Annotated in this window: 12 protein-coding genes; 8 read left to right on the top strand and 4 right to left on the bottom strand. The window is 62.5% G+C overall.

Features of this window, described 5'->3' with window-relative positions; all coding sequences use genetic code 11:
* Positions 1–26: 26 nt before the first annotated feature.
* Positions 27–989 carry a Dyp-type peroxidase gene (locus V3C40_RS24995; RefSeq protein ID WP_331778804.1) on the bottom strand — a complete coding sequence of 321 codons (963 nt, stop codon included), beginning with the start codon at positions 987–989 and terminating at the stop codon, positions 27–29.
* 171 nt (positions 990–1,160) lie between these two features.
* On the opposite strand from V3C40_RS24995, the gene V3C40_RS24990 reads away from it, so the two are divergent.
* On the top strand, positions 1,161–2,582 hold the full coding sequence (locus V3C40_RS24990; RefSeq protein ID WP_331778803.1) for an aminotransferase-like domain-containing protein: 1,422 nt from the start codon (positions 1,161–1,163) through the stop codon (positions 2,580–2,582).
* Positions 2,583–2,587: 5 nt separating this feature from the next.
* Here V3C40_RS24990 and moaA read toward each other — a convergent pair whose 3' ends face one another.
* Positions 2,588–3,655, bottom strand: coding sequence for a GTP 3',8-cyclase MoaA (gene moaA / locus V3C40_RS24985; protein WP_139143443.1), 1,068 nt, complete (start codon positions 3,653–3,655; stop codon positions 2,588–2,590).
* Between the two features lie 103 nt (positions 3,656–3,758).
* A complete protein-coding gene (locus tag V3C40_RS24980; RefSeq protein ID WP_070304164.1) occupies positions 3,759–4,040 on the bottom strand; it encodes a helix-turn-helix domain-containing protein in 282 nt (93 codons plus the stop codon).
* Between the two features lie 165 nt (positions 4,041–4,205).
* Between V3C40_RS24980 and V3C40_RS24975 the strand changes: the two genes are divergently transcribed.
* From V3C40_RS24975 to V3C40_RS24950, 6 genes are read left to right on the top strand one after another with little or no spacing between them, the layout of a single operon-like run.
* Positions 4,206–6,518, top strand: a complete 2,313-nt coding sequence (locus V3C40_RS24975; RefSeq protein ID WP_331778802.1) for an FdhF/YdeP family oxidoreductase — start codon at positions 4,206–4,208, stop codon at positions 6,516–6,518.
* A gap of 13 nt (positions 6,519–6,531) precedes the next feature.
* A complete protein-coding gene (locus V3C40_RS24970) occupies positions 6,532–7,911 on the top strand; it encodes a cytochrome ubiquinol oxidase subunit I (RefSeq protein ID WP_070304128.1) in 1,380 nt (459 codons plus the stop codon).
* A gap of 30 nt (positions 7,912–7,941) precedes the next feature.
* On the top strand, positions 7,942–8,922 hold the full coding sequence (locus tag V3C40_RS24965; protein ID WP_070304129.1) for a cytochrome d ubiquinol oxidase subunit II: 981 nt from the start codon (positions 7,942–7,944) through the stop codon (positions 8,920–8,922).
* Positions 8,923–8,949: 27 nt separating this feature from the next.
* The gene (locus V3C40_RS24960) at positions 8,950–9,870 is read left to right on the top strand and encodes a bestrophin family protein (RefSeq protein ID WP_034759046.1); all 921 of its coding nucleotides are present in this window, start codon (positions 8,950–8,952) and stop codon (positions 9,868–9,870) included.
* Between the two features lie 12 nt (positions 9,871–9,882).
* Positions 9,883–10,716, top strand: a complete 834-nt coding sequence (gene fdhD / locus V3C40_RS24955) for a formate dehydrogenase accessory sulfurtransferase FdhD (RefSeq protein ID WP_034759049.1) — start codon at positions 9,883–9,885, stop codon at positions 10,714–10,716.
* 38 nt (positions 10,717–10,754) lie between these two features.
* Positions 10,755–11,723 (top strand): ribonuclease Z, encoded by a 969-nt coding sequence (locus V3C40_RS24950; protein WP_331778801.1) that lies wholly within the window; start codon positions 10,755–10,757, stop codon positions 11,721–11,723.
* A gap of 123 nt (positions 11,724–11,846) precedes the next feature.
* Here the strand turns inward: V3C40_RS24950 and V3C40_RS24945 are convergent, their stop codons facing one another.
* Complete coding sequence (locus V3C40_RS24945; RefSeq protein WP_072456389.1) at positions 11,847–12,503, bottom strand: tetratricopeptide repeat protein; 657 nt, start codon at positions 12,501–12,503, stop codon at positions 11,847–11,849.
* Between the two features lie 164 nt (positions 12,504–12,667).
* Here V3C40_RS24945 and V3C40_RS24940 point away from each other — a divergent pair, with 164 nt between their 5' ends.
* Positions 12,668–13,327, top strand: coding sequence for an XAC2610-related protein (locus tag V3C40_RS24940; RefSeq protein ID WP_331778800.1), 660 nt, complete (start codon positions 12,668–12,670; stop codon positions 13,325–13,327).
* Positions 13,328–13,361: the final 34 nt, after the last annotated feature.

Here is a 13,361-nt window from a genome sequence, read left to right as displayed (position 1 = left end):
AAAAATCGGAACCGCCGGGGCGGCCCTTAGCCGGGATCCGCCGGCGAAATACCCACGGCCAGCAAGGCATCGATGCTGGGCACGAAATAGATCGCCGACGACAGCGCCGTGGAAAAATCCAGCAGCCTGTCCGTCTTGGTGACGCCATCATAGCCTACACCGTACATTTGCCGCAGCATGCCCATGGTCACCGTGATGTCCTTGCAAAAACCGACAAACATGACACCCGCCTCGCTGGCATTGGCGTAATTGGCATTGCGGCGCACGATATCGACTTCCTCGCCATCGCGGATGAACTGATTGCGGCCCACGTGGGAATCGACGGGCAGCGGCGACAATTCATGGCTGCCTGCCTTGGTGCGGCCCCACACCTGCTCCGCCGCGTGCACGGGCAAGGCGCGCAGGCGTTCCACGTCCATGCGCCATTTCTGCAGCAGCACGGTCGAGCCGCCCGCACCCGCCTCGCCGTCCGGAATGATGGCCACGCCGTTGGCACGAAACGGATTCGGATTGGCGACGCCGTCGGCAAAGCCGTCGAAGGTCACGTTATTGTGATACGGAAAACACACCTGCTCACTGGCCAGCTCTGCAAACGGACTCAGCAAAGTGAGCGCCGTGCGCATGCTGTCGTACAGGTTGGCCGCGTTCGACTGCGTGATCCAGACCCAGAAATCGTGCTGGGTGGCTGGCGCCGTCTTGCCGTTGGCGCCCACCAGGTCGTGCGCGAACGACGCCATATTGTCCGGCACGCAGCCGGGGCAAGCGGCGCGCCACAGCTCGGGCTTGAATCCCAGCACCACATTGGCCGTGCCGCCCGTCAACTGATGGTGGCGGTTCAGGGTGGGATCGAGGATACCCGTGACTTCGGATTCCCACAGCTTGCCCAGCAGCTTGAACAACTGCCGCATATCGACGCCGGCCTTTACCTTGAACTGCAAATGCACTTCGTCGCGCGCGACGACCGACAACATGCTTTGTGGAATTGCCATAACCAATGTTCCTCTTTTTGTTTTCTATGTGGATCTTAAACCAGAAGTGCCGGATGGCAGTTTCATTTAGGCAACATGCTTTAGGCACATGCGATAACTGTAACTATAGGTAGTCATGAATTGGACGATAATGCAATGACGTAGAGCAAGAATAAGAATGGATACCATTGCATGAAATTGTATGAAAAGCTTGTCAGCGACATCGAGCAACTGGTGGACAAGGGCGTGCTCCTGCCAGGCGAACGCATTCCCTCGGTGCGCCAGACCAGCCAGCAGCACAAGCTGAGCATCACCACGGTGCTGCGCGCCTACGTCAAGCTGGAAAGCATGGGCGTGATCGAAAGCCGGCCCCAGTCCGGCTACTTCGTGCGCCCGCGCGCCGGCGATGTGCAGACCGCCGACCTGTGCATGCAGGCCTCCCAGCCCAGTCCCGTTCCGGCGGAAGTGCACGTCAGCCGCCTGGTGCTGTCGACCTTGCGCTCGATCGGCTTGCACGATGCCATCCCGCTGGGCTCGCCCTACCCCGACCCGTCGCTGTTTCCCTGGGAACGCATCAACCAGTATGCGGGTGCCGTGGCGCGCCGCAACCGCGTGTGGAACATGACGGACGACCTGCCGCCGGGCAACCCGCAGCTGATCCGCGAAATCGCCCGCCGCTACATGGAGAACGGCCTGGCCATCGATCCCGATGAAATCATCGTCACCGTGGGCGCCACGGAAGCGATCAACCTGTGCCTGCAAGCCGTGGCCAAGCCGGGCGATACCATCGCCGTCGAGTCGCCCACCTTCTATGCCATGCTGATGGCCGTCGAACGGCTGGGCATGAAGGTGGTGGAAGTGTCCACCGATCCGTACGACGGCATCAGCATCGAAGCGCTGGCCGACATCATGGCCCGGCAACCGATCGCCGCCGTCATGGTGATGCCGAACTTCCAGAATCCGCTGGGCTTCCAGATGTCCGACCAGCGCAAGCGCGCCCTGGTCCAGCTGCTGGAGCAGCACGACGTGCCCGCCATCGAAAACGGCGTCTACAACGAACTGTATTACGGCGACGCCCACCCGTCCTCGCTCAAGTCGTACGACCGCAAGGGCATGGTGCTGCACTGTTCCTCGTTTTCCAAGAGCCTCAGTTCCGCGCAGCGCGTGGGCTGGGCCCTGGCTGGGCGCTACCGGGGCAAGGTCGAGGAACTCAAATTCCTCAACACCCTGGCCACATCGTCGTTTCCGCAGCTGGCCATCGCCGAATACCTGCAAAACGATGGCTACGAACAGCATCTGCGCCGCACCCGCAAGGCCTATGCCCAGCAAGCGCGCATCATGGCTGCCGCCGTGCAGCGCTTCTTTCCTGCTGGCACGAAAATCTCGCACCCGCAGGGCGGCTACGTGCTGTGGGTGGAATTGCCCGGCGGCATAGACTCCATGCAGCTGTACCGGCGCGCGCTGGAATGCAAGATCACGGTGGGTCCGGGGCGCATGTTTTCCGTCAGCCAGGCCTACAAGCATTGCATCCGCCTCAACTACAGCTATCCGTGGAGTGTGGGCGTCGAGCAAGCCATTATCCTGCTCGGCAAACTGATCACCGAATTCCTGTAGATCACTCACCCGCCCACCAGCGACATGCGCACGGTGGGATACTGCTTGCGCCCGCCAAGCTGGGCCAGTGCACCGCGCACTTCCGAATAGCGGTCGCCACGCCGCTGCCAGTGCTGGCGCAGCAGGGTTTCCAGTTCTTGCCCGGAGTCAAGCCGGGGCCGCAGGTCGAGGCCGTCCTGGGCGAACAAACAAGTAAACAGCTTGCCGTCCGACGACACGCGCACCCTGCTGCAGTTGCCGCAGAACGGCTGCGACACGCTGGAAATAAAACCCACTTCGCCGCCGCCATCGAGGTAACGGTAGCGGCTGGCCGTCTCGTGCAGGACAGGCTTGCCTTCGCCCAGCGACACGAGGGGGAATTCGGCGGCGATCAGCGCGCGCGCCGCGTCAGACGTGACGACGTGCGTGCGCGACCAGGCGCCGATGCCGCCCACGTCCATGAATTCGATCAGGCGTAGGATCACGCCCGTGTGGCGGAAGCGGCGCGCCAGCGGCACGATCTGGCTGTCGTTGACGCCTTTCTGCACGACCATGTTGACCTTCACGGGGCTCAATCCCACGGCTTGCGCTACCTCGATCCCGTGCAGCACTTTCTCGACAGGAAAGTCGACGCCATTCATGCGCTGGAAAATACCGTTGTCCAGACTGTCGAGACTGACGGTGACCCGGTCCAGGCCAGCATCCTTCAGCGAACGCGCCTTGGCCGCCAGCAAGCTGCCATTCGTCGTCAGGGCGATGCTCACGGCGCGCCCGTCCGGCGTGGTGAGCCGCGCCAGCGACTCGATCAGTTGCTCCAGGTTCTTGCGCAGCAGCGGCTCGCCGCCCGTGATGCGGATTTTATTCACGCCGAGGCGCACGAAGGCGCGCGCCATCGTTTCGATCTGCGCGAAGGACAGGCGCTCGCTGGAGGGAAGAAACGGATAATCGCTCGGGTACAGCTCGGCCGGCATGCAATAGGTGCAGCGGAAATTGCACTGGTCGATGACGGAAATGCGCAAGTCCGTCAGGGGGCGGCCCAGCATGTCCACGCACGGCTCACTATGGTCTGGCTGCGGATACCTGATGGTGTTCATTGTGCTTCCCCTTGATGTGCGTTCGTCTGGAAGTAGCATAGGACGAAAGCAGGCACTCAAGGAGGTACAGTCCGGCGCCAGGCGATAGAGTACAGATTCGGCTTTACTCTCCTGGTGGCGCGAACATGCTGGCGCACAGCTCGGCGCCCGCCGTACTCAGCGAAGCGCTGCCGCCGCCACCCTCCGCCGTGGCAACGGTCACCAGTCCCGCGCTGGACAGCGCATTGAGCTGGCGCAGCAAAGTGCTCATCTGTACTCCTGCCCGCTTGGCCAGCTTGGCCAGCGACCACGGTTTTTCCGACGCCTCCTGCCGCGCTTGCCACAGCAGCGCCAGCAGGGCTATCAGTGCCGCGTCGACTCCCACTTCCTTGTCTTCCTTGTGCATGTTTTTCTCCTTGTCCACATCATAAATCACGGCCGGCGCCGGCGCGACCGGCATCGTCGTCTTGCCATCTGTACTCTGTTTTTTTAGCCGGAACTGTGCGCCTATGGGGCTGTCCGCCGCCCCTACCATGTGATTGTCCCATCGCATATCACCAGGAGAGTCATCATGAGCAAGCCAAAGTCCGACGCGCGCATCGCGCCCTACACCCATGCCGCGGCCGGTTGGGGTGCCCTCAAGTACGTGGCCATCAATCTGTTCAAGGAAAAAGTCAGCGCGGGCAATTACCGCTCGCTGTTCGAGCAAAACCAGCCCGATGGTTTCGACTGTCCCGGCTGCGCCTGGCCCGACCGCGAACACGCGTCGACGTTTGAATTCTGCGAAAACGGCGTCAAGGCCGTGGCCGCCGAATCGACGAGCAAGCGCGTGCGCCCCGAGTTTTTCCAGGAGCACACGGTCACCGAACTGATGGGGCAGTCAGACTATGATCTGGAGCAACATGGCCGTTTGACGGACCCCATGGTGTACGACGCCGCCAGCGACAAATACCAGGCCATTTCCTGGGACGACGCGTTCGCCCTCGTGGCGCACCACCTGCACGCGCTGGACGACCCGAACCAGGCCGCCTTCTACACATCGGGGCGCGCCAGCAACGAAGCGGCCTTCCTGTACCAGCTGTTCGTGCGCGCCTACGGCACCAACAATTTTCCTGATTGCTCCAACCTGTGCCACGAAGCGACGAGCCGTGGCTTGCCGGAAACGGTGGGCATCGGCAAGGGCACGGTGCTGCTCGACGACTTCGAGCATGCGGACACCCTGCTGCTGTTCGGCCAGAATCCGGCCACCAACCATCCGCGCATGCTGGGCGAACTGCGCGAAGCATCGCGCCGTGGCGCCACCATTGTTTCCATCAACCCATTGCACGAACGGGGCCTGGAGCGCTTCACGAGTCCGCAGCATCCGCTGGAAATGCTGACGGGCGGCAGCACGAACATCTGCTCGCTGTTCATCTGCCCGACCCTGGGTGGCGACTTCGCGCTGATCAAGGCCATGGCCAAGCGCGTCGTCGAGCTCGATGACGAGGCCATCGCCCACGGCCAGGAGCGCGTGCTCGACTGCGCCTTCATCGCTGAACACACGACGGGCCTCGACGCGTTCGCGGCCGACCTGCGCGCGGAAAGCTGGGATTTGCTGCTGGCCGAATCGGGCGTGGCGCGCGACAAGATCGAAGAGCTCACGCAGATCTATGTGAAAGGCAAGGCCGTCATCGCCACCTGGGGCATGGGCGTGACGCAGCACAAGAACTCGCTGGCCACCGTGCAAATCCTGTCGAACTTGATGATGATGCGCGGCAATATCGGCAAGCGCGGCGCGGGCCTGTGTCCCGTGCGCGGCCACTCGAACGTGCAGGGCGACCGCACCATGGGCATCGAGGAACAGCCGACCAAGGAATTCCTCGACCGCCTGGGCCTCGTCTTCAACTTCGAGCCGCCGCGCCACCACGGCTACGACGCCGTCGGCACCATCGCGGCCATGCTGGAAAAGAAAGTCAAAGTATTTGTGGCGCTCGGCGGCAACTTCTCGATGGCCACGCCGGACACGCCGCGCACGTGGGGCGCGCTGCGCTCGTGCGACCTGACCGTGCACATCGCCACCAAGCTCAACCGCAGCCACCTCGTGCATGGCAAGGATGCGCTGATCCTGCCCACCCTGGGCCGCACGGAGATCGACGTGCAGCAGGGCGTGGCGCAAGGCGTGACGGTGGAAGACTCGATGAGCATGGTGCACATCTCGTTCGGCATGAACCAGCCCGCCTCGCCCAATCTGCGTTCGGAAATCGCCATCGTGGCCGGCATGGCGCAAGCGACCGTGGGCAGCGAAAAGATCGACTGGCTGCGCTATGCCGGCAACTATGCGCTGCTGCGCGACTCCATCGAGCAAGTATTCGATGACTTTTTCGACTACAACTTGCGCATAGCCAAGCCGGGCGGTTTCCACCTGAAAATCGCCTCGCGCGAACGGGTATGGAAGACGGACAGCGGCAAGGCGCAATTCATCGTCAACGCCGTGGAACTGGACACGCCGATCCACCGTGCGCGCCAGCAATATGGCGAGCGCCTGATGGTGCTGATGACCACGCGTTCGCACGACCAGTACAACACGACGATCTACGCCATGGACGATCGCTACCGCGGCGTGTTCGGCCAGCGCCGCGTGGTCTTCATCAACAAGGACGACCTGGCCATGCTGGGCTTTGCGGCCGGCGACTGGGTCGACCTGATCGGCGTGTGGCATGACGGCATCGAACGCCGCGCCGACCGCTTCCTGCTGGTCGAGTACGACATCCCGCGCGGCTGCATCGGCGCCTACTACCCGGAAACCAATCCGCTGGTGCCGCTCGACAGCGTGGGCGAAGGTTCGCGCACGCCGACCTTCAAATCCATCCCCGTGCTGCTGTCGCCTTCGGCCGCCCTCAGCTGATCAGGAGAACGCCATGTTCGGTTTCGATACCCTGGACCTGTCGCGCGCGCAATTTGCGATGACGGCCATCTTCCACATCCTGTGGCCCATATTGACGATCAGCCTGTCGCTGTTCCTGTTCGTTGTCGAGGCGCTGTGGCTGCGCACCAGCGACCCCGTCTACTATCGCCACGCGCGCTTCTGGAGCAAGCTGCTGGTGCTGAACTTTGCCGTCGGCGTCGTCAGCGGCATTCCCCTGGAATTCCAGTTCGGCACCAACTGGGCGCCGTTCTCGCACCACTCGGGCCAGTTCATCGGCAACATCCTCGGCTTCGAGGGCGCCATGGCCTTTATGCTGGAAGCGGGCTTCATCGGCGTCATGATGTTCGGCTGGGGCCGCGTACCGAAAGGCGTGCACCTGTTTGCCACCGGCATGGTGGCGCTCGGCTCCAGCATTTCCTCGTTCTGGATCATGGTCGCCAATTCCTGGATGCAGACGCCGGCCGGCGTGCGCGTGGTCGACGGCAAGATCATCGTCACCGATTACGTGGCCGCCATCTTCAATCCCGACATGGCCTGGGCCGTGGGCCACATGTGGGTGGCCGCCGTGGAAACGGGCTTGTTCGTCATCGCCGGTATTTCCGCCTGGTATATGTTCAAGCGCCGCGAACCGGCCTTCTTCGCCCGCTCGTTCAAGCTGGCGCTGATGCTGCTGCTCATCATCGCGCCGTTGCAGGTCTGGCTCGGCGATTCGAGCGGCGTCGATGTTTTCAAGACCCAGCCCGCCAAGGGTGCGGCCATCGAAGGCCACTGGCACACGAACCGCGATGGTGAAGGCGCGGCCTGGTCCTTGCTGGCCTGGCCCAACCAGCTTGAACAAAAGAATGACTGGTCGATCGAAGTGCCCGGCATGCTCAGCGTGATCGCCACGCATAGCGCCACGGGCAAGATCACGGGCCTGGCCGACATCGCCCGCGAAGACCAGCCGCCCATGCTGCCGCTGCTGTACTACGCGTTTCGCGCCATGGCCGGCATCGGCATGTGGTTCGTGCTGCTGTCGTTCTGGACCTTCGTGGTCTGGCGCAAGGCGGGCGGACGGGTGGAAGAGTTCGTACGCAACCGAAAGCTGCTGCTGGCCTGGGTGCTGACAATACCGCTGCCCTACATCGCCGTCGAGTGCGGCTGGATCGTGCGCGAAGTGGGACGCCAGCCGTGGGTCGTGTACGGCCTGCTGCGCACGCGCGACGCCGTCTCCGACGTGGCGGCCCATGCCGTGGCCGGCAGCATGCTGATGTTCTTCGTGTTTTACATCGTGCTGTTCGTCACTTTCTTTGTGTTTGCCAAGAAATGGCTGCAACAAGGCCCGGACGTGGCACTGCCGCTGCCGGACGCTGCCCATGCCGTGGGCTACTGAAATGCGCCGCTACCAATCAAGGAGTTTGTAATGGATATCAATTCGCATGCCATGCTGGGCAATGCCTGGTTCGGCCTGATCGGCCTGATGCTGATCTTTTACGTGGTCACGGACGGTTTCGACCTGGGCGTGGGTATCCTCAGCCTGTTCACCCGCCGCGAGCAGGAACGCAACCTGATCTTCCAGTCTATCGAGCACGTGTGGGACGCCAACGAGACCTGGCTGGTCGTAGTGGGCGGCGCCCTGTTCGGCGCCTTCCCCAGCGCCTACGCCACCTTGCTGGAACAGCTGTACATTCCCATCATGCTGCTGATCGCCAGCCTGATCATGCGCGGTGCCTCGATCGAGTTCCGCCATGCGGCCGGCAACAAGCGCCTGTGGGACGTGATCTTCGGCGTGGGCAGCCTGCTGGCCGCCGTGGCGCAAGGCGTGGTGCTGGGCGAGGTCATCACGGGCTTGCAGCCGGGCTGGCTGAGCGGCATCTTCACGGCCTGCACGGCGCTGGGCGTGGTGGCCGGCTATTGCCTGCTGGGCAGCACTTACCTGATCAAGAAGACGGGCGGCCAGCTGGAAGCGGCGGCGCGCCGCTATGCGACGGCCAGCGTGCTGGCGACTGTCGCGGCCGCCATCGTGCTGTCGGCCGGCACCATGGTCTTCAGTGCCATCGGCCACGACCGCTGGGCGCAGCCGGGCGTATTCGGCGTGCTGCTGGCCCTGGCCGCCATCGCCGCCAGCGCTTTTATTTACATCCTGTGGGCCGTGCACGTGAACGGCGTGCGCGGCCCGTTCCGCGGCGCCATCGTGCTGTTCCTGGCCTCGTTCGCGGGCCTGGCCATCAGCTTTTTCCCCGACCTCGTACCGGGCAAGCTGAGCATCGCGGCGGCCGCCTCGGATGAGCCGACCCTGATCTTCATGCTCATCGGCATGGGTGCCATGCTGCCGATCATGATCGGCTACAACCTGTTCCAATACTACGTCTTCGAGGGCAAAGTCGTGCCCCGGAAACATTAACCGGCATCACGGCATGCGTCTTCCATCATGATTATCCGCCCCACCACCAACTGGTTTCGCATGCTGTTCGTATGGGATGGCTCGGTGCTGCAAGCCATCATCCCGCAATTGCTGCTGATGCTGGTCGTCAGTTCGCTGGCCTTGCTGACGGATGGCCGTATCTTCGGCGTCAAGATTCCGCTCGATACGGCGCCATTTCCCATGGTCGGCATCAGCCTGGCGATCTTTCTCGGCTTTCGCAACAACGCCAGCTATGCGCGCTTTGTCGAGGCGCGGCATATCTGGGGGCAATTGCTGATCGCCGCACGGGCCCTGGCTTCGCAGGCGATCACGTATCTGCCGCAGGAAACGAGCGGCCTGGACCGCGAGTTGCTGCTGCGCCGCCTGACCGCCTTCGTCTACGCGCTCAAGCACCAGCTGCGCCAGACAGATCCGCAGCAAGACCTGGCGCGCTACCTGCCGGCCGAGGAAGTGCAGCGCTTGCAAGGTATCCACTTCAAACCCGTCGCCGTGCTGCATGCGGTACGGGCCATGCTGTACGACGCCGTGCGGCGCCAGCCGGGCCAGACGCAGCTGCTGTGGATGCTCGACACGCAGCTCAACGACCTGGCCGCCACCGTGGCCGGCTGCGAGCGCATCAAGAACACGCCGATTCCATATCCGTATGGCGTGCTGGTGCACCGCACCGTCTACATGTACTGTTTTTTACTGCCGCTGGGCCTGGTGGACGCCATCGGCGTGGCCACGCCCCTCATTTCCGTCTTTGTTGCCTACACCCTGTTTGCGCTGGAAGCCATCGCGCAACAGATCGCCGAACCGTTCGGCCTGGCGCCCAACTGCCTGGCCCTGAACGCCATGACGCGGGAAACAGAACGCTCGCTGCTGGAATTGAACGGCGACCCGCTGCCGCCATCGATCCAGCCCTGCCCGCGCTATCAAATCAATTAACGGGAGAACAGCATGGACTTTGATACCACTACCACCGAACGCGACGGTTTCCTGGAAGTTCCCATGGTGCGCCACCAGGCCGGTGTGGCCACGGCGGGCCACGACATGGTGGCCGAGGAGTATCCCGTAGCCCTCGTCTACAACGGCATCGCCCACGCGGTGATGATGGCTACGCCGCGCGACCTCGAGGAATTCGCCGTCGGCTTTACCTTGACGGAGGGCATCGTCGGCAGCGTACGCGACATCTACGACCTCGACGTGTGCTGCGGCGAGGACAGCGCGGAAGTGCGGCTGACCATTGCCCAGCCGGATTTGATGCGGCTCAAGGGCCGCCGCCGCGCGATGTCCGGGCGCACCGGTTGCGGCGTGTGCGGCATCGAAAGCCTGGCCCTGCTGGACCTGGTGCCGGAAAAGATCACGCGTCCCCTACCGCCGCTGGTCGCCAGCAGCGCCATCCTCGGCCGCGCCGCGCGCGAACTGCTGCCCTACCAGGAGCTGATGCACAAGACGGGCGGCGTGCATGCCGCCGCCTGGTGCACGGCCGAGGGCGCCATCGTGAAAGTGTTCGAGGATGTGGGCCGGCATAACGGCCTGGATAAACTGATCGGCTACCTGGCCCTGCACCGCATCGCCATGCACGACGGCTTCGTCTTCCTGTCGAGCCGCGCCAGCTATGAACTGGTGCGCAAGTCGGCGCGCATGCATATCGGGCTCGTCGCCACCATCTCGGCGCCCACCTCGCTGGCCATCCGCATCGCGCGCCAGGCCGGCATGCAACTGGCCAGCTTTTGCCGCCGCGACGGTTTTGTCGATTACACGGCAGACGAGGTGCCACCGGTGGGCTGAACATTGGCAAGCCCGCACGGCTGCCGCATAATGCGGGCATGTTCAAACTGACTTTTCTCGGCACCTCTTCCGGCGTGCCCACGCGCTACCGCAACGTCACGTCGCTGGCCCTGCAAACCACGCACAACCGCGACTGGTGGATGATCGATTGCGGCGAAGCGACGCAGCACCGGCTGCAGCGCATCCCCCTGTCCGTGCACGACCTGGTCGGCATCTGCATCACCCACGTGCATGGCGACCACAGCTACGGTCTGCCGGGCCTGCTGGCCAGCGCCTCGATGACGGGACGCAAGAGGCCCCTGCTGCTGATCGCCCCGGCCGCCATCAAGGCCTGGATCGATGCCACCTTGCTGCACACGGAACTGTTTTTGACGTACCCGCTGATCCATATCGACGTGGACAGCGCGCAAGTCGTGCATGAAGCAGCGGGCTTGACCATCGAGCGCCACGCGCTGTCGCACCGGGCGCCAAGCGTTGGCTACCGTTTTGCGCTGGAAACAAGCAGGTGGAAGCTGGACAAGCCGGCCCTGCTGGCGGCCGGCGTACCGCCCGGTCCCGCCTGGGGACTCTTGCAGGCGGGCCAGGATGCGACACTCGACGATGGTACGGTACTAGCGGCCGGCGCTTTCCGCCAGACGGAAACGCAGCGCTCCACAGTGGTGATCGGCGGCGACAACGATACGCCAGCGTTGCTGGCGGATGCCTGTGCCGGTGCGCAACTGCTCGTGCATGAAGCCACTTACACGGAAGCGATGCTGCAAAAGGTGGGACCCGGTCCCACGCACAGTTCCGTGCAGCGCGTGGCGCAGTTCGCCGAAGCGGTGCGCCTGCCGAACCTGATCCTCACCCACTTCAGCGCCCGCTATCACCATGCGGACGGCATGGCCGAGCTGGAAGCGGAAGCCCGGCTGCATTACTCAGGCAAGCTGTTCCTGGCGCGCGATTTCGACAGCTATGAACTCGATGCGGCCGGCGAGCTGATCAAACTGCCGTTAAAACCGAATTAACAACGTCTGACAAAACCGTAGCGAGCGGAAGGAAGTTGTGGTCGAGAAGCGCAACTGTACGAAGGTACAGTGAGCATCGCAGACCGAAAATTACGACGCGCAGTAGGTTTTGTCAGGTGTTATTTAGTGGGGATTGACGCCATATTGGGCCGCATATTCGGCCGCCAGTGCGCGCGCCGCTTGCTGCTGTGAGGGCGTAAGGATTTCCAGCAACTGGTCGCGGTTCTTGATCGATTGCGTACTGCCCGCCTCGGCCGGCATGGCGATCCACGCGTACGCCTGCACGTAATCGAGTTCCACGCCCTGCCCTTGCGCGTACAGCAAGCCGTATTCATTCTGCGCCGACAGGGAACCGGCTTCGGCCGCCTGCTTGTACCAGAACGCCGCCTCGGCATAGTCTTGCGGTACGCCATCGCCCTTGCGGTAAGCCTGCGCCAGGTTGAATTGCGACTGGCCATCACCCGCCTCGGCCGCCTGGCGTCCGTAAGCCAGCGATTGCGCGATGTCTTGCGCGACGCCATCACCGCTTGCATACATCAGGGCCAGGTTGGCCAGCGACGGCGGAAAACCCGCCTGCGCGGCGGCCGTGAACAATTCCACCGCTCTCGGCAAATTTTGCTCGACGCCATGGCCCTGGTAATACAGGCTGGCCAGTAAATGCTGGCCGGCCGGGTCGCCAGTGCGCGCCGCCGCGTCGAATTGCCTGAACGCCTCGGCGTGGTTATCGTCGTTATAAGCGAGGATGCCCGCTTCATTCAAAGATTCGGGAGAAGATGTCATCAGAATTCCTTATTCGGGGATTTTTTGGCATTGTACAAGCACTGTTCCGTGCAGAATGCACGATAGGGAATGGTGTGGCGCGTTGCCCAAATCATGCGTTATGATCATTCTCCGCATGATGTAATCTAGCCATTGCGCCCAATTGCCTGCCCAAGAATATCGCCATGAAACTGATTGCTCTGCTTTTATCCCTGATTTCCACCTCGGCTTATTGCGGCACCTTGCACCTGGACAAAGCCGCGACAGGCAAAGTACGGCAAGCCACGGATATCCGCTATGCGAACCACGATGAAAAACAGACCTACCGGCTGAAAATCGGCAAGCAGTGGATCCATGGCAGTTGCAGCAGCAGCGGCACGGGCAATTTGCACGCGCTGCTGCTGGACATGAATTTCGACGGCCAGGCCGACCTGTGGGTCACCGGCTACACGAATAGCCAGGGGCGCATCCGCTGTTCCGATGTGTGGCTGTGGGATGCGCCGGCGAAGCAATACCGTTTCAACAAACCACTATCAGCCATTCCTAATCTGGATATCAGCACGGCCGATCGAGCAATCCAAGGCGGCATCCCCAATTGCGGCTGCGCGGCACAATGTTTTTACGAAGACAGCTATAAGTGGCGGGCTGACAAATTAATCGCCACCGCCCGGCGCGAACAGGATTGCGAACGCTACCGTGAATATCGCTTGAATGAAAAAAACGACTTGATCCTCGTCAAGGATGAAATCATCGATAGCGGTAATCCTGGCCAGCAAGCCATCGAAAAGAGAAATGTAGTTGACTGGCAGCGCCATGCGCACATCATGCGCAAATCCTGGGAGTGATATTTACCCCCAATCCGACACCATCGAACAACAC

The organism is Janthinobacterium sp. LS2A (genome assembly GCF_036543145.1).
In the GTDB taxonomy this organism is placed as follows: domain Bacteria; phylum Pseudomonadota; class Gammaproteobacteria; order Burkholderiales; family Burkholderiaceae_D; genus Janthinobacterium; species Janthinobacterium aestuarii.
The sequence above is the reverse complement of the archived record's forward strand: the minus strand, read 5'-3'. Positions and strand labels throughout refer to the sequence as shown.